Source organism: Streptomyces sp. NPDC003038 (assembly GCF_040611115.1).
In the GTDB taxonomy this organism is placed as follows: domain Bacteria; phylum Actinomycetota; class Actinomycetes; order Streptomycetales; family Streptomycetaceae; genus Streptomyces.
In genome coordinates this window covers 277,166-297,204 of the sequence record NZ_JBEXNN010000006.1, presented here as the reverse complement: position 1 = coordinate 297,204, position 20,039 = coordinate 277,166, and the positions used below count along the sequence as shown (strand labels likewise).

Below are 20,039 nucleotides of genomic sequence, written 5' to 3'. Positions count from 1 at the left end.
GGCGGAAAACGCGGAACGCACGAAAAGGGTCCACGGGGCCGCCGCCCGGTGGACCCTTCCCGCTGTACCCGTACGAACGAGCGGATGCCATACGCCCGCACGACCGTCCGCACGGCCGTCTGGCTGACCGTGGCGCCGTTCGCGTCGGCCCGTTCACCCACCGTCGCCTCGGTCCAGTCGTCGCCGTCGTAGGAGTACGACAGCTTCGCCGACTTCAGCGCGCCGTACGCGATATCCGGCGCGTCGCCCTCCCCGGTTGATTTCCGGCCAACCCTCGCATTGCACGGCAAGCTGCCGCGCAAAGGGCGTACGGGCGACGGATGTTGAGGCCGCGGTGACGTCACCGTGGCAGAGAGGCGGGCGGTGTGGCGATGATGTCCGCGGCGGGTTCGCGCCGTGGCCGCTTCCCGCCAGGTGCTGCGCTGAGAAGAGGGTGGAGGACGGGTTGCTGGGTGCGATAGGCCTGGACGAGGGCCAGGAGTCGGCGTACCGCGCGCTGGTGGCGCTGGGGGCGGCGGAAGCGTCCGACCTCGCGCACCGGCTGACCCTGCCCGTGCCTCAGACCGAGCGGGCGCTGCAGCACCTGGAGCGGCACGGCCTGGCGGCCCGGTCCTCGGCCCGGCCCGGGCGGTGGGTGGCGGCCCCGCCGGAGGTGGCGCTCGGCGCGCTGCTCACCCGGCAGCGCCACGAGCTCGAACAGGCGGAGCTGACGGCGGCGCTGCTGGCACAGGAGTACCGGGCGGAGGCGGCCGAGCCTGCGGTGCACGACCTGGTGGAGGTCGTGCAGGGGGCGAGCGCGGTGGCGCACCGCTTCCACCAGCTCCAGCTGGGCGCGGTGAAGGAGGTCTGCGCGCTGGTCCACGGCCGGCCGCAGGTGGTGACGGGCGCCGACAACACGGCGGAGGAGCGCGCCGCCGTCCGCGGCGTCGAGTACCGGGTGGTGATCGAGCGCGAGGTGCTGACCCTGCCGAGCGGACTCCGGGAGGCCACGACGGCGCTAGCGCGCGGCGAACGGATTCGCGTCGCCGGGCAGGTTCCGACCAAGCTGGTGATCGCGGACCGCACGCTGGCGATGGTCCCGCTGACGGCCCGTGGCGCGGAGCCGGCCGCGCTGGTGGTGCACGCGTCGGGGCTGCTGGAGTCCCTGATGGGCCTGTTCGAGGCGGTGTGGCGGGAGTCGCTGCCGCTGCGGCTGGGCGCGACCGGTTCGGCGGAGGAGACCGGCGGCGGCCCCGACGCCACTGACCTGGAGATCCTCTCGCTGCTGCTGGCGGGCATGACGGACGCGAGCGTGGCGAAGCACTTGGAGCTGGGCCTGCGGACGGTGCAGCGGCGGGTCAAGGGCCTGATGGAGCTGTCCGGGGTCACGACCCGGCTCCAGCTCGGCTGGCACGCGTACGAACGGGGCTGGGTGGCCCGATAGCCCCCGGTCGGTCAGGCTGAGCAGATGGACGTGCCTCAGCTGCTGCTGGTGGGGCTGGTGCTCCTGCTCGGGATGGTCGGGGTGCTCGTCCCGGGCGTGCCGGGCACCTGGCTGGTGTGGGCGGGGCTGATGTGGTGGGCGCTGCAGGAACGGTCGAGGCCGGCCTGGTCCCTGCTGGTCGCGGCGACGGCCCTGCTACTGGTGGTGCAGGTGGTGAAGTGGCTGCTGCCACCGCGCCGGATCCGGGGTGTGGGGGTCACCCCCCGGATGGCCGCGTACGCGGGCGCCGGCGCCGTACTGGGCTTCGTACTGGTGCCGGTGCTCGGGGCGGTCCCGGGCTTCGTGGGCGGCGTCTACCTGTGCGAGCGGTTGCGCCTGGGGGCCCGTGGCGAGGCTTGGGCCTCGGCCCGGGCGGTGATGCGGGCGGTGGGCACGAGCGTGCTGGTGGAGCTTTTCGCGTGCCTGCTGGTGGTGGGGGCGTGGGTGGCGGCGGTGACGGTGGCGTAGGCCGCTCACCAGCCCCCGCCGTTCGAAAAGGGCGGGGGCCGGGGCCGGCCCGGAAAGGGCGGGGCCCGGAAAGGGCGGGGCCCGGAAAGGGACGGGGAGCCGTGCGGCCCGCCCGCCCCCCCCGTACGGGATCAGGCCCGGCCGTTCCGCTTCGCCGCATGGTTCGCGCGGCCCTCCGCCGACTTCATGCGCCAGTCCCGCCGGATCTCCGCGCGGACCCTGGCGTCGGTCTTCGCCACGATCCGCTGGTTCTCCCGCAGCAGCTTGCGGTAGCTGGCCAGACGGCGTTCGGCCAGCTCCCCCGAGTCCACGGCGGCCAGCACCGCGCACCCCGGTTCCGCCTCGTGCGCGCAGTCGTGGAAGCGGCACTGCGCGGCGTACTCCTCGATCTCCGAGAAGACCTGGCCGACCCCCGCCTCGGCGTCCCAGAGCCCGACGCCCCGCAGCCCGGGTGTGTCGATCAGGACGCCGCCGCCCGGCAGGGCGAGCAGGTTGCGCGTGGTCGTGGTGTGCCGGCCCTTGCCGTCGACGTCGCGGATGGTTCGGACCTCCATGACGTCGGCGCCGAGCAGCGCGTTGGCCAGGGTGGACTTGCCCGCGCCCGAGACGCCGATCAGCACGCTGGTGCCGTCGGCGACGACGGCCGCGAGGACGTCCGTACCCTCCCCGGTGTGGGAGGAGACGGTGAGCACCTGGACCCCGGGCGCCGTGGTTTCCACGTCCTGGACGAGGTGCCCGAGCGTCGCCGGGTCCGGGACCAGGTCCGCCTTGGTGAGGACGACCAGTGGCTGCGCTCCCGATTCCCAGGCCAGGGCCAGGAAGCGCTCGATGCGCCCGAGGTCCAGTTCCACGGCGAGGGAGACCGCGATGATCGCGTGGTCCACGTTGGCGGCGAGGATCTGCCCCTCGGACCGCTGTGAGGAGGTGGACCGTACGAAGGCGGTGCGGCGCGGCAGGTACGCCTTCACGTAACGCGGATTGCCGGTCGCCTCGACGGCGGCCCAGTCACCGGTGCAGATCACCCGGAGCGGGTCGTGCGGGGTGACGAAGGCGGTGTCGGCGCGGACGATGCCGTCCGCCGTCATGAGGTCGCACTGACCGCGGTCGACCCGTACGACCCGGCCGGGCAGGAGGCCCTGCTCGGCGTAGGGGGTGAACTCGGCCTCCCACGCGTCGTCCCAGCCGAGGGGGGCGAGGGCGTGCGGGGGCGCGGCCTGCGGGAGAGAGGCGGAAGCGGAAGCCGAAGCGGAGGAAGCGGAGAAAGACAAGGGGAACCCTTCACAGGGTGGCCCCGGCAGCGCGCGCTAGCTCAGCGTCGGCGCGCGAAGAGGTGTGAGGTCAGCCGGAGACCACGGAAGTGACATTGATGGTCTTCTGAGTGCGGGCAGCGCCCTGCGCGACGACAGTCATCAACGAACTCACCTCCGGGTCATGCACGTGCGGACGTGTTCCGCACCGGCCGGCGGGAACGGGCACCACCGTAACAAGCCCCCTCACCGGGGGGCCAGTTCTTTTCGGAGCCGGCGCGGCAGCGCGCTCCCCGTCGGCACGGCGGACCGGCCAGGTCCCGCGCGAGGCCGCCCACCCGGATCGCCCGCACCCGCACCGGCAGGGGCACCTGGCGGTCAGCCGGACGGCGGGCAGGGGGCGGGCACGGGCGGATGATGTCCGTTTCGTTCAAGACCCCCGGCCCGGCGCGTGCCTAGCCTGCTGGCATGACTCCACGACTCGACATGATCGGCCTGGTCGTCTCCGACATGGCCGCCTCGCTCGCCTTCTACCGCCGCCTCGGGCTCGACATCCCCGCCGACTCCGACGGGCAGCCGCACGTCGAGGCCGCCCTGCCCGGCGGACTGCGGATCGCGTGGGACACCGAGGAGACGATCCTCTCCTTCGATCCGACCTGGACCAGGCCCATCGGGGACAGCCGTCGCGAGCTCGCCTTCCTGTGCGATTCCCCCGCCGAGGTGGACGCGCTGTACGCCGAGTTGACCGGCGCCGGGTACGAGGGCCATCTCCCGCCCTGGGACGCCTTCTGGGGCCAGCGCTACGCCATGGTCTTCGACCCGGACGGCTCCGGGGTCTCGCTCTTCGCCCCGGCGTAGGAGCTCGGCGTGGTCCCGGCCGGCGTGCGCGTCCGACGGTCGAGGGGGGCCTGATCGGCGTACCGGGCGGCTGTCGCGGGAGGGCCGGAGCCGTGGGGTCAGTGTTTGCGCAGCCGGGCGGAGTAGTCCTCCGGCGGCAGGAACTTCGACCACCGCTCGGGAAATTCCGACGGCATCCCCTCGTCCTCGTCGTCCTCCGACTCGCCCTCCGCCATCGCCCGCCAGGCGGCGGCCCGCGCCACCAGCTGCGCGGCCTCCGCCTCCCGGGCCCGCTCGTTCGCCTCGCGCGCGGTGGCCGTGGCCACGGACGGCCAGACCCGGTCGATGGCGGCGTTCACGGCCGCGCCGACGAGGACCGCGAAGGCCGAGATGCCGATCCACAGCAGCACCGCCACCGGCGCGGCGAGCGACCCGTAGATCGTCGGTCCCTCCACGGTGTTGGTCAGGTAGATCCGCAGCAGGAACGAGCCCACCACCCACATGGCCAGCGCCACCAGCGCGCCCGGCACGTCCTCGATCCACGGCGAGCGCACCGGTACCGACACGTGGTACAGCGTCGTCAGGAAGGAGATGGACAGCAGCGTGACGGTCGGCCAGTACAGGACGGCGATCAGCTCCGTGCCCCAGGGCACGAGCCGTACCACCGCGTCCGGTCCGACCACCATCAGCGGCAGCACGATCGCGCCGATCAGCAGCGCGATGATGTAGAGCAGAAAGGCCAGCAGCCGGGTCTTGACGATTCCCCGGTGCCCGTCGAGCCCGTACATCACGGTGATCGTGTCGATGAAGACGTTGACCGCGCGCGATCCCGACCACAGGGCGAAGGCGAAGCCGAGGGAGATCAGGTCCGGGCGGCCGCGCCCGGTCACGTCGTCCAGCAGCGGTCGGGCGATGTCGTTGACGCCCCGGTCGGACAGCACGGTGCCGACCGCGCGCAGGATGTTCTCCTCGATGCTGGCGACGGTCTGGGTGTCCGTCCATCCGTCGACGTAGCCGAGCAGGCCCAGCAGGCCGAGGAAGAGCGGGGGCAGCGAGAGCAGGGTGAAGAAGGCGGCCTCGGCGGCGAGCCCGAGGATCCGGTACTCGATGCACGAATTGACCGTGTCTTTCAGCAGCAGCCAGGCCATCTTGCGCTTGGAGACGTTGCGGTAGAGGGCGCGGGCCCGATGGAGCCGCCCTGAGAGCCGCTCGGGTGTTTCTTTTGCTGGCTGCACGTCCTTACGGTATCCGCATGGCAGCCACCACCCACACAGTCAGCAATCAGGCCCCGCCCCTGGTGGGCTACGACGTCTACGGCGGCGACCGGGCCCTCACGGAGGGCGTGGAGCGGCATCTCGCCTCCGCGGAGCCCGAACTCCTCGGCGACGTACAGGACGAGCTCACCCGCCTCGGGCGCTCGGCGGGCTCCGCGCAGGCCCAGGATTGGGGGAGGCAGGCGAACGAGTATCCGCCCAAGCTGCGGACCCACGACCGGTACGGGAACCGGATCGACGAGGTGGAGTTGCATCCGGCCTGGCACCGGCTGCTCGGCAAGGCGGTGACCTCCGGGCTCACGGACGCCTGGGGGCGTCCGGCCGGGCATCTGCGCCGCGCCGCCGGTTTCTTCGTATGGTCCCAGGCCGAGTCGGGGCACGGCTGCCCGGTCTCGATGACGCATGCCGCCGTGCCGGCGCTGCGGACCGATCCCGAGCTGGCCGCCGAGTGGGAGCCGCGGCTGACCTCGCACGTGTACGAGGAGGGGCTGCGGCCGGCCGCCGAGAAGGCCGGTGTGCTCTTCGGCATGGGGATGACGGAGAAGCAGGGCGGCAGTGACGTACGGGCGAACACGACGGCGGCGGTGCCCCTGGACGCCGCCGGGGAGTACCTGCTGACCGGGCACAAGTGGTTCTGCTCGGCGCCGATGTGCGACGGCTTCCTGGTGCTGGCGCAGGCCCCGGGAGGGCTGACCTGCTTCCTCGTGCCGCGCGTGCTGCCGGACGGTACGCGCAACGTCTTCGCACTCCAGCGGCTCAAGGACAAGCTGGGCAACCGGTCGAACGCGTCGAGCGAGGTGGAGTTCGACCGGACCTGGGCCCGGCGGGTGGGCGAGGAGGGGCGGGGCGTGCGGACCATCATCGAGATGGTCGCGGCGACCCGGCTGGACTGCGTCATCGGCTCGGCCTCGCTGATGCGGCAGGCGCTGACGCAGGCGGTGCACCACGCGGAGCACCGGTCCGCGTTCGGAGCGCCGCTCCTCCGGCAGCCGCTGATGCGCAACGTGCTCGCCGACCTGGCCCTGGAGTCGGAGGCGGCCACGACGCTGACCTTGCGGCTGGCGGCCGCCTACGACGCCGGGACGGAGCAGGAGAAGGCCTTCCTGCGCCTGGCGGTGCCCGTCGCCAAGTACTGGGTGACCAAGCGCTGTACGCCGATGGTCGCGGAGGCGCTGGAGTGTCTGGGCGGCAACGGGTACGTCGAGGAGTCCGGGCTGCCGAGACTGCTGCGCGAATCTCCGCTGAACTCGATCTGGGAGGGATCGGGCAACGTACAGGCTCTCGACGTGCTGCGGGCCCTGCAGAGGGAGCCGCAGGCGCTGAACGCCTTCCTCCAGGAGGTCGGCCGGGCCACGGGCGCCGACCACCGGCTGGATTCGGCCATCAAGAGCCTGCTGACGGAGCTCGCCGACCTGGACGGCATCGAGGCCCGCGCCCGCCGCGTGGTGGAGCGCATGGCGCTGGTGCTGCAGGGGTCGCTGCTGGTGCGCTGGGCTCCGCCGGAGGTGGCGGACGCGTTCTGCGCCTCGCGGCTGGGTGGTGACTGGGGCGCGGCCTTCGGCACGCTGCCGCACAGCCTGGGCCTGGGCGCGATCGTGGAACGGGCGCGGATCGCGGGCTAGAGCGGTCCCCAAACCGCCCGAGCCGGGATCCGGGCCCGTTGACCGGAATCAGGGGTGGCGCCGCGCCGACTCGGCACCGCCCCTGATCCGAGAAGCCCCGAGGAGGAGCTGTCACGCCACCTCAGCGGCGTCGGAACAGTTTCGGTCGGCTGACCGGGACTTGGCGAGAGTTGCATACCGTTGCAACCTTTGAGTCGGCAGCCGCCCGCCGGGGGTGCCCGGGGAGGCGGCACCCGCGGGACCGCCCCGCGGCTCGCGTCGTACGTCCTGTTCGCACGGGGAGGTTCCGGTGGCCAACACCGCACACGGCACGGTCGATGTGGCACGCATCTCGGCCATGGACGCGCGGGACGCCGCACGTCTGCTCAAGGGAGTACGGGCGGCCGCGCTGGCCGGGGACCGCCCGCCGGCCGCGCCGCGCCCGGAGATCGCCGAGTCCTGGCGCCGGATGCTGGCCGTCGGGGTGCACCCCGACCGGGACGCGCGCTCGCGGATGCTGTCGGCCGCCGAGACCGAGGAGCGCCGGCACGTCTCGCCGCTGCGGGAACTCCTGCCGGTGCTCCGCGAAGGGCTGCTGCCGACGCTGGACGAGTCCCTGCACATCATGGTCGTCGCCGACGCCGACGGGCGGCTGCTGTGGCGGGAGGGCCACAGCTCCATCCTGCGCAAGGCGGACCGGCTGGGCTTCGCGGTGGGGGCCGACTGGGACGAGGCCGTGGTCGGCACGAACGGGGTGGGCACCGCCCTGGTGACCCGCAGGCCCGTCCAGGTGTTCTCGGCGGAGCACTTCGTCTCCAGCCACCACGACTGGACCTGCGCCGGGGCGCCCGTACGGGACCCGCGGGACGGGCGACTGCTCGGCGTGGTCGACGTCAGCGGGCCGCTGGCGACCATGCACCCGGCGACGCTGGCCTGGGTCAGCTCGGTGGCCCGGCTCGCCGAGCGGGAACTGCGGATCCGGCACCTGGAGTCGCTGGAACGGCTGCGCGCGGTGGCGGCCCCGCTGCTGGCGCGGCTGCCGGGGCGGGCCGTCGCCGTCGACCCGCACGGCTGGACGGCGGCGGTGACGGGGCTGGCCCCGACGGACCGCGTCACGCTGCCGAAGGCCATGGGGCCGGGGCGGGTGTGCGTGCCGCAGCTCGGCGACTGCGTGGTGGAGCCGCTGCCCGGGGGCTGGCTGCTGCGGGTCGCGCAGGACCGTACGAGCACGGCGGTGACCCGGATCGTGCTCGACCTCAGCCGGGCCGGATCCTGGTCGGCGACGGTGTACGGGGCCGCCGGGAGCTGGTCGCAGGAGCTGAGCCCGCGCCACGCGGAGCTGCTGTTCCTGCTGGCGGAGAACCCGCGGGGCCGCTCGGCGGCGGAGCTCTCCGCGGAAGTGTTCGGGGACCCGACCCGTACGGTGACGGTCCGGGCGGAGATGTCGCGCGTACGCCGCCACCTCGCGGGCGTGCTGACCCACCGGCCGTACCGCTTCGCGCAGGACGTGGAGGTGGAGCTGATCCGCCCGCAGGACCCGGCCGCGCTGCTCCCCCACTCGACCGCCCCGGCGGTGATCCGGGCCCGGCTGGGCCGGACGGGGCCCTGGGGGACCCCCCGGCGGTAGTCGGGGGATGTGATTCCCTGACCGTATGAGCACCATCACCCTCACCACGTGGTCCCTGGAAATGACCTCTCCCTCGGACCTCGTCCCTGCGGCCGCACCGGGCCCGGACATCACGATCGCCCGGGCGGAGGTCCCGTCCCCCGAGTTCAGCCGCTTCCTCTACGCGTCGGTGGGCGGGGACATCCACTGGACGGACCGGCTGTCCCTGACCCGGGCGCAGTGGGTGGAACAGCTGGGCCGGCCGGGAGTGGAGACGTGGGTGGCGTACGACCGCGGCACGCCGGCCGGGTACGTCGAGTTCGACCCCCAGGACGACGGTGTGGTGGAGATCGTCTATTTCGGCCTCCTGCCGGACTTCCGCGGTCGCCGCATCGGCGGCCACCTGCTGTCCGTGGGCATCGCCCGCGCCTGGGACCTCGCCTCCCGGTGGCCGGAGCGGGAGCCGACCCGCCGCGTGTGGCTCCACACGTGCAGCCTGGACGGACCGACGGCGATGGACAACTACCTGCGGCGCGGATTCAAGCTCTTCAAGACGGAAACGCAATCCACGGAGGCCACCCCTACCCCCGGCCCGTGGCCCGGCGCGTAGCGCCGTCGTGACGGGCCCGCCGTCCGTGACCGGAGCCGCGTCCCCGGACCGGGGCGCCCCGGCCCGGGGGCGGACGGCGGAGTGACGCCCGTCACGCCATCCCATAATGCGGGACGAGTTCGTCCGCATGGTGGACAGTAGTGGACTCCTCCAATCGGCACATGACACGCTTCCGCCATGAATGGAGCTGGAATTGCCTTGGTGAGTCGGCGGCACGTCGACCTCGGCCGCATGTCCAGCGCCATCTGTCCGGCGCGCTGACGGAACCAGCAACCGCCGCACATCGCCGCAGCCCCCGGCCCCGCCGCCGCGGACGCGTCGATCATCGCCAGCCCCCCGAAGGCCGAATACCGCCCTGCCCGCCGGCAACCCCGGCACCGGCGCGGAGGTCAGCCACACCCGCTCAGCGGCGCCGACGTGACCGGGGGCGGGCCGCCGCTCCCCCTGCCCTTGCCTTGAGCCGCCGAAGAAGGACGTACCGCCATGGCCGCCACCCCCGAAACGCCCGCAGCCGCGCCCGCAGCCGCCGCGCGCCGCAAGACCGGTCGTCACCGCGGTGAGGGCCAGTGGGCCGTCGGACACCACACTCCCCTCAACGGCAACGAGCAGTTCAAGAGGGACGACGACGGTCTCAATGTGCGGACACGCATTGAGACGATCTACTCCAAGACGGGCTTCGACTCGATCGACCCCAACGACCTGCGCGGCCGCATGCGCTGGTGGGGCCTGTACACCCAGCGCAAGCCCGGGATCGACGGCGGCAAGACCGCGATCCTGGCGCCCGAGGAGCTGGACGACAAGTACTTCATGCTGCGCGTGCGCATCGACGGCGGTCGGCTGACCACCGACCAGCTCCGCGTCATCGGCGAGATCTCCGAGGAGTTCGCGCGCGGCACGGCCGACCTCACCGACCGCCAGAACGTGCAGTACCACTGGATCCGGATCGAGGACGTCCCGGAGATCTGGCGCCGCCTGGAGGCCGTCGGGCTGTCCACCACCGAGGCCTGCGGTGACACGCCCCGCGTCATCCTCGGTTCGCCCGTCGCCGGCATCGCCCAGGACGAGATCATCGACGGCACGCCCGCGATCGAGGAGATCTACCGCCGCATCGTCGGCAACCCGGACTTCTCCAACCTGCCCCGCAAGTTCAAGTCCGCGGTCTCCGGTTCGCCGCTCCTCGACGTGGCGCACGAGATCAACGACATCGCGTTCGTCGGCGTCAGCCACCCCGAGCACGGCCCCGGCTTCGACGTCTGGGTCGGCGGCGGCCTGTCGACCAATCCCAAGCTCGGCGTCCGTCTGGGCACCTGGGTCTCGCTCGACGAGGTCCCGGACGTCTACGAGGGCGTCATCTCGATCTTCCGCGACTACGGCTACCGCCGCCTGCGCACCCGCGCCCGCCTGAAGTTCCTCGTCGCCGACTGGGGTCCGGCCAAGTTCCGCCAGGTCCTGGAGGACGAGTACCTCGGACGCAAGCTCACCGACGGCCCGGCGCCCGAGCAGCCGACCGGTCAGTGGCGCGACCACGTGGGCGTCCACCAGCAGCGGGACGGCCGCTTCTACGTCGGCTTCGCACCCCGCGTCGGCCGCGTGGACGGTGCCACCCTCACCAAGATCGCCGACGTCGCCGAACAGCACGGCTCGGGCCGCCTGCGCACCACCGCCGAGCAGAAGATGATCGTGCTCGACATCGAGGCGGACCAGGTCGACTCGGTCGTCGCCGCGCTGGAGGCGCTGGACCTGCGGGTCAAGCCGTCCCCGTTCCGCCGCGGGACGATGGCGTGCACCGGCATCGAGTTCTGCAAGCTGGCCATCGTCGAGACCAAGGCGCGCGGCGCCTCGCTGATCGACGAGCTGGAGCGCCGCCTGCCGGAGTTCGCCGAGCCGCTCACGATCAACATCAACGGCTGCCCGAACGCCTGCGCCCGTATCCAGGTGGCGGACATCGGTCTCAAGGGCCAGTTGGTCCTCGACGACGACGGCAACCAGGTGGAGGGCTACCAGGTCCACCTGGGCGGCGCCCTCGGCCTGGAGGCCGGCTTCGGCCGCAAGGTCCGCGGCCTCAAGGTCACCGCCGACGGGCTGCCGGACTACGTCGAGCGGGTCGTCACGCGCTTCCAGGAGCAGCGTGCGGACGGCGAGCGCTTCGCCGCCTGGGTGACCCGCGCGAGCGACGAGGCACTGTCGTGAGCGAGCGCGCCGCCCCCTTCTACTGCCCGTACTGCGGCGACGAGGACCTGTTCCCCCACGAGCAGGGCCACGGCGCCTGGGAATGCAGGGCCTGCAACCGAGCCTTCCAGCTGAAGTACCTCGGGCTGCTGGCCCGCGGAGTTCAGTCCAACGACGCTGGAAGGGACGAGACGTGACGAAGACTCAGGAGACGAGCAGCCTGAAGGCCGCGGCTCTCAAAGACGTGGCCGAGCGGGCGGGCCGGGACCTTGAGGACGCCTCCGCGCTGGAGATCCTGCGCTGGGCGGCCGACACCTTCGGCAAGAAGTTCGCCGTGACCTCCTCCATGGAGGACGCGGTCGTGGCCCACCTGGCCTCCCGCGTCTTCCCCGGCGTGGACGTGGTCTTCCTCGACACGGGCTACCACTTCGAGGAGACCATCGGCACCCGTGACGCGGTCGACGCCGTGATGGACGTCAACGTCATCACGCTCACCCCGCGCCAGACGGTCGCCGAGCAGGACGCCGAGTACGGCCCGAAGCTGCACGACCGCGACCCCGACCTGTGCTGCGCGCTGCGCAAGGTCAAGCCGCTGGAAGAGGGCCTGACCGGGTACGACGCGTGGGCGACGGGCCTGCGCCGCGACGAGTCCCCGACCCGGGCGAACACCCCGGTGGTCGGCTGGGACGAGAAGCGGCGGAAGGTCAAGATCTCGCCCATCGCCCGCTGGACGCAGGAGGACGTGGACGCCTACGTCACCGAGCACGGCGTACTGACCAACCCGCTGCTGATGGACGGCTACGCCTCCGTCGGCTGCGCCCCCTGCACCCGCCGCGTGGCGGAGGGCGAGGACGCGCGGGCCGGCCGCTGGGCCGGGCGGGGCAAGACCGAGTGCGGACTGCACGGCTGATGACACGGCTGACGGCGCATCACACAGAACCGACGGAGAAGAAGCAGATGAGCGTGAGCGACCAGGGCGCCACCGTGTGGCTGACCGGGCTGCCGAGCGCGGGCAAGACCACCATCGCCTACGCGCTGGCCGAGAGGCTGCGCGCCGAGGGCCACCGTGTGGAGGTCCTCGACGGCGACGAGATCCGCGAGTTCCTCTCCGCCGGCCTCGGCTTCAGCCGCGAGGACCGGCACACCAACGTGCAGCGGATCGGGTTCGTCGCCGAACTCCTCGCGAGCAACGGCGTCAAGGCGCTGGTGCCGGTGATCGCGCCGTTCGCGGACAGCCGGGAGGCCGTACGCAAGCGCCACGCCGCCGAGGGCACCTCGTACCTGGAGGTCCACGTGGCCACCCCGGTGGAGGTCTGCTCGGAGCGTGACGTCAAGGGCCTGTACGCCAAGCAGGCGGCGGGCGAGATCTCCGGTCTGACCGGGGTCGACGACCCGTACGAGGCGCCGGAGACCCCGGACCTCCGTATCGAGTCGCACACGCAGTCCGTGCGGGAGTCGGCTTCGGCCCTGCACGCGCTGCTCACCGAGAGGGGTCTGGCATGACCACCGTCGCCCACCTGCACGACGCCGCGGACAATTCCGCCGCCGCTCCGTACGCGCTGTCGCACCTCGACGCCCTCGAATCCGAGGCCGTGCACATCTTCCGCGAGGTGGCGGGCGAGTTCGAGAAGCCGGTGATCCTCTTCTCCGGCGGCAAGGACTCCATCGTCATGCTGCACCTGGCGCTGAAGGCGTTCGCGCCGGCGCCGGTGCCCTTCACCCTGCTGCACGTCGACACGGGCCACAACTTCCCCGAGGTGCTGGAGTACCGCGACCGCACGGTCGCCGAGCACGGACTGCGCCTGCACGTGGCGTCCGTCCAGGACTACATCGACGCGGGCAAGCTGCGTGAGCGCCCGGACGGCACCCGCAACCCGCTGCAGACCGTCCCGCTGACCGAGGCGATCCAGCAGCACAGGTTCGACGCCGTCTTCGGCGGCGGCCGCCGCGACGAGGAGAAGGCCCGCGCCAAGGAGCGGGTGTTCAGCCTCCGCGACGAGTTCTCGCAGTGGGACCCGCGCCGCCAGCGCCCGGAGCTGTGGCAGCTCTACAACGGCCGCCACGCGCCCGGCGAGCACGTGCGCGTCTTCCCGCTCTCCAACTGGACCGAGCTGGACGTGTGGCAGTACATCGCCCGGGAGTCCATCGAGCTGCCGGAGATCTACTTCGCCCACGAGCGCGAGGTGTTCTCCCGCAACGGCATGTGGCTGACGGCCGGCGAGTGGGGCGGCCCGAAGGAGGGCGAGACGACCCAGACGCGTCTCATCCGCTACCGCACCGTCGGTGACATGTCCTGCACCGGCGCCGTCGACTCCGACGCCGCCACGCTGGACGCCGTCATCGCCGAGATCGCCGTCTCGCGCCTCACCGAACGGGGCGCCACCCGCGCCGACGACAAGATGTCCGAGGCCGCGATGGAAGACCGCAAGCGCGAAGGGTACTTCTAAACATGACCAGCACCACCGAGCAGTTCGCCGATCTGTCGGCGACCACACTGCTGCGCTTCGCGACCGCCGGTTCCGTCGACGACGGCAAGTCCACCCTGGTGGGCCGCCTGCTGCACGACTCCAAGTCGGTGCTGACCGACCAGATGGAGGCCGTCGAGGCCGTCTCCGCCCAGCGCGGCCAGGACGCCCCCGACCTCGCGCTGCTCACCGACGGCCTGCGGGCCGAGCGGGAGCAGGGCATCACCATCGACGTCGCGTACCGCTACTTCGCCACCGCGCGCCGCCGGTTCATCCTCGCCGACACTCCGGGGCACGTGCAGTACACCCGGAACATGGTCACCGGTGCCTCCACCGCCGACCTGGCCGTGGTCCTGGTCGACGCCCGCAACGGCGTGATCGAGCAGACCCGCCGGCACGCGGCCGTCGCCGCCCTGCTGCGTGTCCCGCACGTGGTCCTGGCCGTCAACAAGATGGACCTCGTGGGGTACGAGGAGTCCGTCTTCGCGTCCATCGCCGAGGAGTTCACCGCGTACGCCTCGGACCTCGGCGTCCCGGAGATCACGGCGATCCCCATCTCGGCCCTGGCCGGGGACAACGTCGTGGAGCCGTCCGCGAACATGGACTGGTACGGCGGCCCGACGGTGCTGGAGCACCTGGAGACCGTCCCGGTCAGCCACGACCTCACCGCCTGCCCGGCGCGCTTCCCGGTGCAGTACGTGATCCGCCCGCAGAGCGCGGAGCACCCGGACTACCGCGGCTACGCGGGTCAGATCTCCTCCGGCGTGCTGCGCGTCGGCGAGGCCGTGACCGTCCTGCCCTCGGGCCGTACGAGCACCATCGTGGGCATCGACGCGCTCGGCGAGAGCGTGGACATCGCCTGGGCCCCGCAGTCGGTGACGCTGCGCCTGAAGGACGACATCGACATCTCGCGCGGCGACCTGATCGCCCCGTCCGCGAGCGCCCCGGCGACCACGCAGGACGTCGAGGCGACGGTCTGCCACGTGGCGGACCAGCCGCTGGCCGTCGGCGCCCGCGTGCTGCTCAAGCACACCACGCGCACGGTCAAGGCGATCGTCAAGGAGATCCCCTCCCGGCTGACCCTGGACGACCTGTCCCAGCACCCGAACCCGGGGCAGCTCGTCGCCAACGACATCGGCCGCGTGGTGGTCCGCACCGCCGAGCCGCTCGCGCTCGACGCGTACGCGGACTCGCGCCGTACCGGGTCCTTCCTGCTGATCGACCCGGCCGACGGAACCACCCTCGCGGCGGGCATGGCGGGCGAGTCCTTCGCCTCCACGGCCGAGACCACCGTTCAGGCGGACGAGGAAGGGTGGGACTTCTGATCATGCCTGCCGACATCTTTTCCACCTTCGCCAAGGAGGGCGGCCGCGTGGGCAGTGGCCGCCTCGGCAGCGGCCAGGGGGGAGTGGCGCGATGTGCGCGATGACCGAATTGCCGTCGGGATCCCGCCTACGCGCCCTCACCCCCCACGAGCCGTCCCCGCCCTTGTTTCACAGACGAAGACCTGCGCCGTGACTCCACGGCGCTTCGAGAGGAAGTCCTCCCGTGCCTGCCACCGGTACCACGCGTAACACTCTGCGCCGCAGCATCGTCGCCGCTGCCGCCCTCCCGCTCCTGATCGGCGCTCTCGCCTCTTGCGGCTACGGCTCGCAGGCCGCCGGGGACGAGAAGGCCGACGTCGCCGCGACCGACGGCAAGGCGCTCTCCGCCGCCGAGGTCCGCATCGGCTACTTCCCGAACCTGACGCACGCCACCGCGCTGGTCGGCCTCCAGGAGGGCCTGATCGCCAAGGAGCTGGGCGGCACGAAGCTCAAGCCGCAGGCGTTCAACGCCGGCCCGTCCGAAATCGAAGCCCTCAACGGCGGCTCTCTGGACATCGGTTTCATCGGCCCCTCGCCGGCGATCAACGGTTATGTGAAGTCAAAGGGCTCCAACCTGCGGATCGTCTCCGGTTCCGCTTCGGGCGGCGTCAAGCTCGTCGTGAACCCGGACAAGATCAAGACCCTGGACGACCTCAAGGGCAAGAAGATCGCCACTCCGCAGAAGGGGAACACGCAGGACGTCGCGTTCCTCAACTGGATCTCGGAGAAGGGCTGGCAGGTCGACCCGGAGTCCGGCAAGGGTGACGTCTCCGTCGTGCGTACCGAGAACAAGGTCATGCCGGACGCCTTCAAGCAGGGCTCGATCGACGGCGCCTGGGTTCCGGAGCCCACGGCCTCCAAGCTCGTCTCCGACGGCGGCGCCGTCCTCCTCGACGAGACCACCCTGTGGCCCGACCAGAAGTTCGTGATCACGAACGTCATCGTGTCCCAGAAGTTCCTCAAGGCGCACCCGGACGTCGTCGAGGCCGTGCTCAAGGGCACCGTGAAGACGAACGAGTGGATCAACGCCAACCCGGACAAGGCGAAGGCCTCGGCGAACGCGGCGCTGGAGAAGGAGGGCGGCAAGCCCCTCGAAGCCAAGGTCATCGACCCGGCGTGGCCGAGCATCGCGATCACCGACGACCCGCTGGCCGCGACGCTGAAGACGCAGTCCGAGTGGGCGGTCAAGGCCAAGCTCCTCGAGCAGCACGACCTGGCCGGCATCTACGACCTGACGCTCCTGAACAAGGTCCTGAAGGCCGTCGGCAAGCCCGAGGTCTCCGACGCCGGTCTCGGCGCCAAGTAACCCGTAGTTCAGCAACCCCCAGGAGGTGACGACCATGGCCACCACGCTTGCCAAGGCTGCCGAGGGCACCGTAGCGGAGCAGACGCACCCGCACGCCGCCCGCATCGAGCACGTCTCGAAGTCCTTCTCCGGCCCGGCCGGATCGCAGCTCGTCCTGGACGACATCAGCCTCGATGTCGCTCCCGGAGAGTTCGTCACCATCCTGGGGGCCTCGGGCTGCGGCAAGTCCACGCTCCTGAACCTGGTCGCGGGCCTCGACAAGCCGACCGCGGGGTCGATCGAGACCCCCGGCGGCCGTCCGGCGCTCATGTTCCAGGAGCACGCCCTCTTCCCGTGGCTGACTGCGGGCAAGAACATCGAACTTGCCCTGCGCCTGCGCGGAGTCCCCAAGGCGGAACGCCGTCCGGAGGCCGAACGGCTGCTGGACCTGGTCCGCCTCAACGGCGCCCACGGCAAGCGCGTGCACGAACTGTCGGGCGGTATGCGCCAGCGCGTCGCCCTGGCCCGCGCCCTGGCGCAGGACAGCCAGCTCCTCCTGATGGACGAGCCGTTCGCGGCGCTGGACGCCATCACGCGGGACGTGCTGCACGGCGAGCTCACCCGCATCTGGGAAGCTGCGAACACTAGCGGCTCCGCCGCGGGCAACCTGTCGGTCCTCTTCGTCACCCACAACGTGCGCGAGGCCGTCCGCCTCGCCCAGCGCGTGGTCCTGCTCTCCTCCCGGCCCGGCCGGGTCGCCAAGGAATGGACCGTGGGCATCCCGCAGCCGCGCCGCATCGAGGACGCGGACGTCGCGGAGCTGTCCCTTGAGATCACTGAACACCTGCGTGGGGAGATCCGCCGCCATGGCCAGCACTGACACCACCCCGAAGGTCGCGGCCAAGGGCAAGGGCGACGACCTGGCGGGCCTGGAGGCCGGCCTCGATGCCCTCGACGCGGTCGAGACCCACCGCACGCCGGTCGGCGAGGTCCTCGTCAAGAAGGTCCTGCCCCCGCTCGTGGCCGTCGGCCTCGTGCTTTTGACCTGGCAGATCCTCGTCTCCACCAACGTCACCGAGCAGACGAAGCTGCCCGCTCCGTCCGCCGTGTGGGACGGCCTGTCCGACATGTGGCTCAAGGGCACTCTGCTGGACGTCGTCTGGACCAGCGTCTCGCGCGGTCTGCTCGGCTTCCTGCTCGCCCTGGCCATCGGCACCCCGCTCGGCCTGCTGGTCGCCCGGGTCAAGTTCATCCGCGCCGCCATCGGCCCGATCCTGTCGGGTCTGCAGTCCCTGCCCTCGGTGGCCTGGGTGCCGCCGGCCGTCATCTGGCTCGGCCTGAACGACTCGATGATGTACGCGGTGATCCTGCTGGGCGCCGTCCCGTCCATCGCCAACGGCCTGGTGTCCGGCGTGGACCAGGTGCCGCCGCTCTTCCTCCGCGCGGGCCGCACTCTGGGCGCCACGGGGCTGCGCGGCACCTGGCACGTGGTCATGCCGGCCGCGCTGCCGGGCTACCTCGCCGGCCTCAAGCAGGGCTGGGCCTTCTCCTGGCGCTCGCTGATGGCCGCCGAGATCATCGCCTCCTCGCCCGACCTCGGCCTGGGCCTGGGCCAGTTGCTGGAGAACGGCCGCAACAACATCGACATGCCGGGCGTGTTCCTCGCGATCATCCTGATCCTGTTCGTCGGCATCGCCATCGACCTGCTGATCTTCAGCCCGGTCGAGCGGTGGGTGCTGCGCACCCGCGGCCTGATGGTCAAGAGCTGAGTCCCGTGTCCCGCGCACCCGCACTCCTCGTCATCGCCCACGGCAGCCGCGACCCGCGGCACGCCGCGACCGTGCACGCCCTCACCGGGCGCGCGCGGGCCCTGCGGCCCGGACTGCGCGTGGAGACGGCCTTCCTGGACTTCAACACCCCGTCGGTCGGGCAGGCCCTGTCCGCCCTGTACCTGTCCGGCGTCCGGGAGGTCGTGGCGCTCCCGCTCCTGCTGACCCGTGCCTTCCACGCGAAGTCCGACATACCGGCGGCCCTGGCCGAGTCGACGGCCCGCCTCCCCGGACTGTCCGTGCGGGTGGCGGAGGTCCTCGGCCCGTCCCCGCTCCTCCTCTCCGCCCTCGAACGCCGGCTCGCCGAAGCCGGCCTCACCCCGGCGGACCGCGCCACCACCGCGGTGGTGCTCGCGTCCGCCGGCTCCTCAGACCCGGAGGCGATCGCAGTGATCGCTGAAACCGCGCGGGAGTGGCGGCACACCGGTTGGTGCGCCGTGCGGCCTGCGTTCGCCTCCGGAGCCTTTCCCGTGGGGTTCTCCCGTACGGAGGACGCCGTACGGGCCCTGCGCGCCGAGGGTTTCCGGCGGGTGGCGGTGGCCCCGTACGTCATCGCCCCCGGCCGCCTCCCCGACCGCATCGCAGCGGGCGCCGAGGCCGCGGGCGCGGACATCGTGGCCGGCGTCCTGGGCGCGGCCCCGGAACTGGCCCGCCTCCTGCTGCGCCGCTTCGACGCAGCCGCCTCGGCCCCGGCCCTGGTCCCCGCCCTCACGGCCTGAGCCCGGGCGCCGCCTGGACCCATGGGGCTCCGCCCCGGACCCCGCGCAGAGCCCGGGAGGCCTGCGCGCAGCGGACCCGGCGTCCCCTACCCGCGGGCGGCGGCCTCGTCGGCCAAGGCCGTCAGGTCCGCGATCGACATCGCACCCGGCGGCAGCGACTCCCGCGCGAAGATGTTCGCCGCGTGCCGCAGGACATCGTTGACCGGCGTGGGGACACCGTGCAGGCGGCCCAGCAGCGAGATCTCCCCGTTGAGGTAGTCCGCCTCCACCGACCCCGTCCCCCGCGCCAGGCTCTGCCAGGAGGATCCGCCCCGTACGCCCGGCGGCTGGTCGACCTTGCCGTCGCGGGCCGCCGACTGCTCCGCCTCGGAGGCGTACGCGATGCCCGCGGCCTCGTAGGCCGCCTTCCCCTCGCGGATCGCCCGCAGGAGCAGCGCCGCCTTCGCCGGGTCCGGCTCCGGCCCGGTCGTCGCCTGGATCGCGTTGCCCAGATTCCCCAGCAGCTTGGCGTACTTCCACCGCATCACGTCCTCGACCACCGGCGCCTCGAACCCGGACTTCTCCAGGTCTGCCGCGATCCTGCGGGCGAGGCCGTCCGCGCCGCCCGCCGCCCGGCCCAGGTGCAGGATCCCGGTGAGCGGCGCGCACAGGGCCGAGACCACGCCGGGCTCCAGGAAGGTGGAGGGCAGCCATACGCACAGCCCGTACACCCGGGCGAAGCGCCGTAGGGCGAGCCGCTCGCTCTCCACGCCGTTCTGCGCGCACAGCACGGGCAGCCGTTGCGCCGCCGTGCCGCCGCCCGCGACCTCCGCATCGCCCCACGCGTCGAGCGCGGCGATGGCGTCCTGGGTCTTCACGGTGAGCAGCAGGACGTCGTCGGGCCGCAGTTCGCCCAATTCGGCCGGTCCACCGACCACGGGCAGCCGGTGGACCCGGGCCCCGTCGGCCGTCGTGAGCCGCAGACCGTCCGCCCGCAGGGCCTCCGCGTGCGTGCCACGTGCGACGAGTACGACGTCGCCGCCCGCCTCCGCGAGCCGTCCGCCGATGGTGGCGCCCACCGCGCCCGCGCCGATGATGATGTACCGCATGTCCGCGAGCCTGTC

General features: G+C 72.2%; 20 protein-coding genes. 17 read left to right on the top strand and 3 right to left on the bottom strand.

Features of this window, described 5'->3' with window-relative positions:
* Positions 1-445: 445 nt before the first annotated feature.
* Positions 446-1,423: a helix-turn-helix domain-containing protein gene (locus ABZX75_RS10955; protein ID WP_355409828.1), complete on the top strand. Its 978-nt coding sequence runs from the start codon at positions 446-448 to the stop codon at positions 1,421-1,423.
* A 24-nt stretch (positions 1,424-1,447) separates the two neighbouring features.
* Positions 1,448-1,930 carry a DUF456 domain-containing protein gene (locus ABZX75_RS10950; protein WP_355409827.1) on the top strand — a complete coding sequence of 161 codons (483 nt, stop codon included), beginning with the start codon at positions 1,448-1,450 and terminating at the stop codon, positions 1,928-1,930.
* A 131-nt stretch (positions 1,931-2,061) separates the two neighbouring features.
* On the opposite strand, the gene rsgA is transcribed toward ABZX75_RS10950, so the two are convergent.
* Entirely contained in the window at positions 2,062-3,198 is a 1,137-nt protein-coding gene (gene rsgA, locus ABZX75_RS10945; RefSeq protein WP_355409826.1) for a ribosome small subunit-dependent GTPase A, read from the bottom strand.
* Positions 3,199-3,645: 447 nt separating this feature from the next.
* Between rsgA and ABZX75_RS10940 the strand changes: the two genes are divergently transcribed.
* Positions 3,646-4,035, top strand: a complete 390-nt coding sequence (locus tag ABZX75_RS10940; RefSeq protein ID WP_355409825.1) for a VOC family protein — start codon at positions 3,646-3,648, stop codon at positions 4,033-4,035.
* Between the two features lie 98 nt (positions 4,036-4,133).
* Here the strand turns inward: ABZX75_RS10940 and ABZX75_RS10935 are convergent, their stop codons facing one another.
* Complete coding sequence (locus tag ABZX75_RS10935) at positions 4,134-5,249, bottom strand: YihY/virulence factor BrkB family protein (RefSeq protein ID WP_355409824.1); 1,116 nt, start codon at positions 5,247-5,249, stop codon at positions 4,134-4,136.
* Between the two features lie 17 nt (positions 5,250-5,266).
* Between ABZX75_RS10935 and ABZX75_RS10930 the strand changes: the two genes are divergently transcribed.
* The 14 genes from ABZX75_RS10930 to ABZX75_RS10865 all read left to right on the top strand — a co-directional run bounded on the left by ABZX75_RS10930 (position 5,267) and on the right by ABZX75_RS10865 (position 18,936).
* Positions 5,267-6,910: an acyl-CoA dehydrogenase family protein gene (locus tag ABZX75_RS10930; RefSeq protein ID WP_355409823.1), complete on the top strand. Its 1,644-nt coding sequence runs from the start codon at positions 5,267-5,269 to the stop codon at positions 6,908-6,910.
* A 337-nt stretch (positions 6,911-7,247) separates the two neighbouring features.
* Positions 7,248-8,516, top strand: a complete 1,269-nt coding sequence (locus ABZX75_RS10925; protein ID WP_355409853.1) for a GAF domain-containing protein — start codon at positions 7,248-7,250, stop codon at positions 8,514-8,516.
* Positions 8,517-8,541: 25 nt separating this feature from the next.
* Positions 8,542-9,105, top strand: a complete 564-nt coding sequence (locus tag ABZX75_RS10920; RefSeq protein ID WP_355409822.1) for a GNAT family N-acetyltransferase — start codon at positions 8,542-8,544, stop codon at positions 9,103-9,105.
* Positions 9,106-9,282: 177 nt separating this feature from the next.
* Entirely contained in the window at positions 9,283-9,366 is an 84-nt protein-coding gene (locus tag ABZX75_RS10915) for a putative leader peptide (RefSeq protein WP_312847410.1), read from the top strand.
* A gap of 222 nt (positions 9,367-9,588) precedes the next feature.
* Complete coding sequence (locus tag ABZX75_RS10910) at positions 9,589-11,295, top strand: nitrite/sulfite reductase (RefSeq protein WP_355409821.1); 1,707 nt, start codon at positions 9,589-9,591, stop codon at positions 11,293-11,295.
* Complete coding sequence (locus ABZX75_RS10905) at positions 11,292-11,471, top strand: hypothetical protein (RefSeq protein ID WP_355409820.1); 180 nt, start codon at positions 11,292-11,294, stop codon at positions 11,469-11,471. Before ABZX75_RS10910 ends, ABZX75_RS10905 begins: the two co-directional genes overlap by 4 nt.
* Positions 11,468-12,184: a phosphoadenylyl-sulfate reductase gene (locus ABZX75_RS10900; protein WP_355409819.1), complete on the top strand. Its 717-nt coding sequence runs from the start codon at positions 11,468-11,470 to the stop codon at positions 12,182-12,184. Before ABZX75_RS10905 ends, ABZX75_RS10900 begins: the two co-directional genes overlap by 4 nt.
* Positions 12,184-12,777 carry an adenylyl-sulfate kinase gene (cysC, locus tag ABZX75_RS10895; RefSeq protein ID WP_355409818.1) on the top strand — a complete coding sequence of 198 codons (594 nt, stop codon included), beginning with the start codon at positions 12,184-12,186 and terminating at the stop codon, positions 12,775-12,777. Before ABZX75_RS10900 ends, cysC begins: the two co-directional genes overlap by 1 nt.
* Entirely contained in the window at positions 12,774-13,721 is a 948-nt protein-coding gene (cysD, locus tag ABZX75_RS10890; protein ID WP_355409817.1) for a sulfate adenylyltransferase subunit CysD, read from the top strand. Before cysC ends, cysD begins: the two co-directional genes overlap by 4 nt.
* Positions 13,722-13,723: 2 nt before the next feature.
* Complete coding sequence (locus ABZX75_RS10885) at positions 13,724-15,064, top strand: GTP-binding protein (RefSeq protein ID WP_355409816.1); 1,341 nt, start codon at positions 13,724-13,726, stop codon at positions 15,062-15,064.
* Positions 15,065-15,287: 223 nt separating this feature from the next.
* Positions 15,288-16,409, top strand: coding sequence for an aliphatic sulfonate ABC transporter substrate-binding protein (locus tag ABZX75_RS10880; protein WP_355409815.1), 1,122 nt, complete (start codon positions 15,288-15,290; stop codon positions 16,407-16,409).
* Positions 16,410-16,443: 34 nt separating this feature from the next.
* Entirely contained in the window at positions 16,444-17,268 is an 825-nt protein-coding gene (locus tag ABZX75_RS10875; RefSeq protein WP_355409814.1) for an ABC transporter ATP-binding protein, read from the top strand.
* A complete protein-coding gene (locus ABZX75_RS10870) occupies positions 17,255-18,157 on the top strand; it encodes an ABC transporter permease (RefSeq protein WP_355409813.1) in 903 nt (300 codons plus the stop codon). The genes ABZX75_RS10875 and ABZX75_RS10870 overlap by 14 nt, the downstream gene beginning before the upstream one ends.
* A gap of 5 nt (positions 18,158-18,162) precedes the next feature.
* Positions 18,163-18,936 (top strand): sirohydrochlorin chelatase, encoded by a 774-nt coding sequence (locus ABZX75_RS10865; protein ID WP_355409812.1) that lies wholly within the window; start codon positions 18,163-18,165, stop codon positions 18,934-18,936.
* A gap of 86 nt (positions 18,937-19,022) precedes the next feature.
* On the opposite strand, the gene ABZX75_RS10860 is transcribed toward ABZX75_RS10865, so the two are convergent.
* Positions 19,023-20,024, bottom strand: coding sequence for a 2-dehydropantoate 2-reductase N-terminal domain-containing protein (locus ABZX75_RS10860; protein ID WP_355409811.1), 1,002 nt, complete (start codon positions 20,022-20,024; stop codon positions 19,023-19,025).
* Between the last annotated feature and the right edge of the window lie 15 nt (positions 20,025-20,039).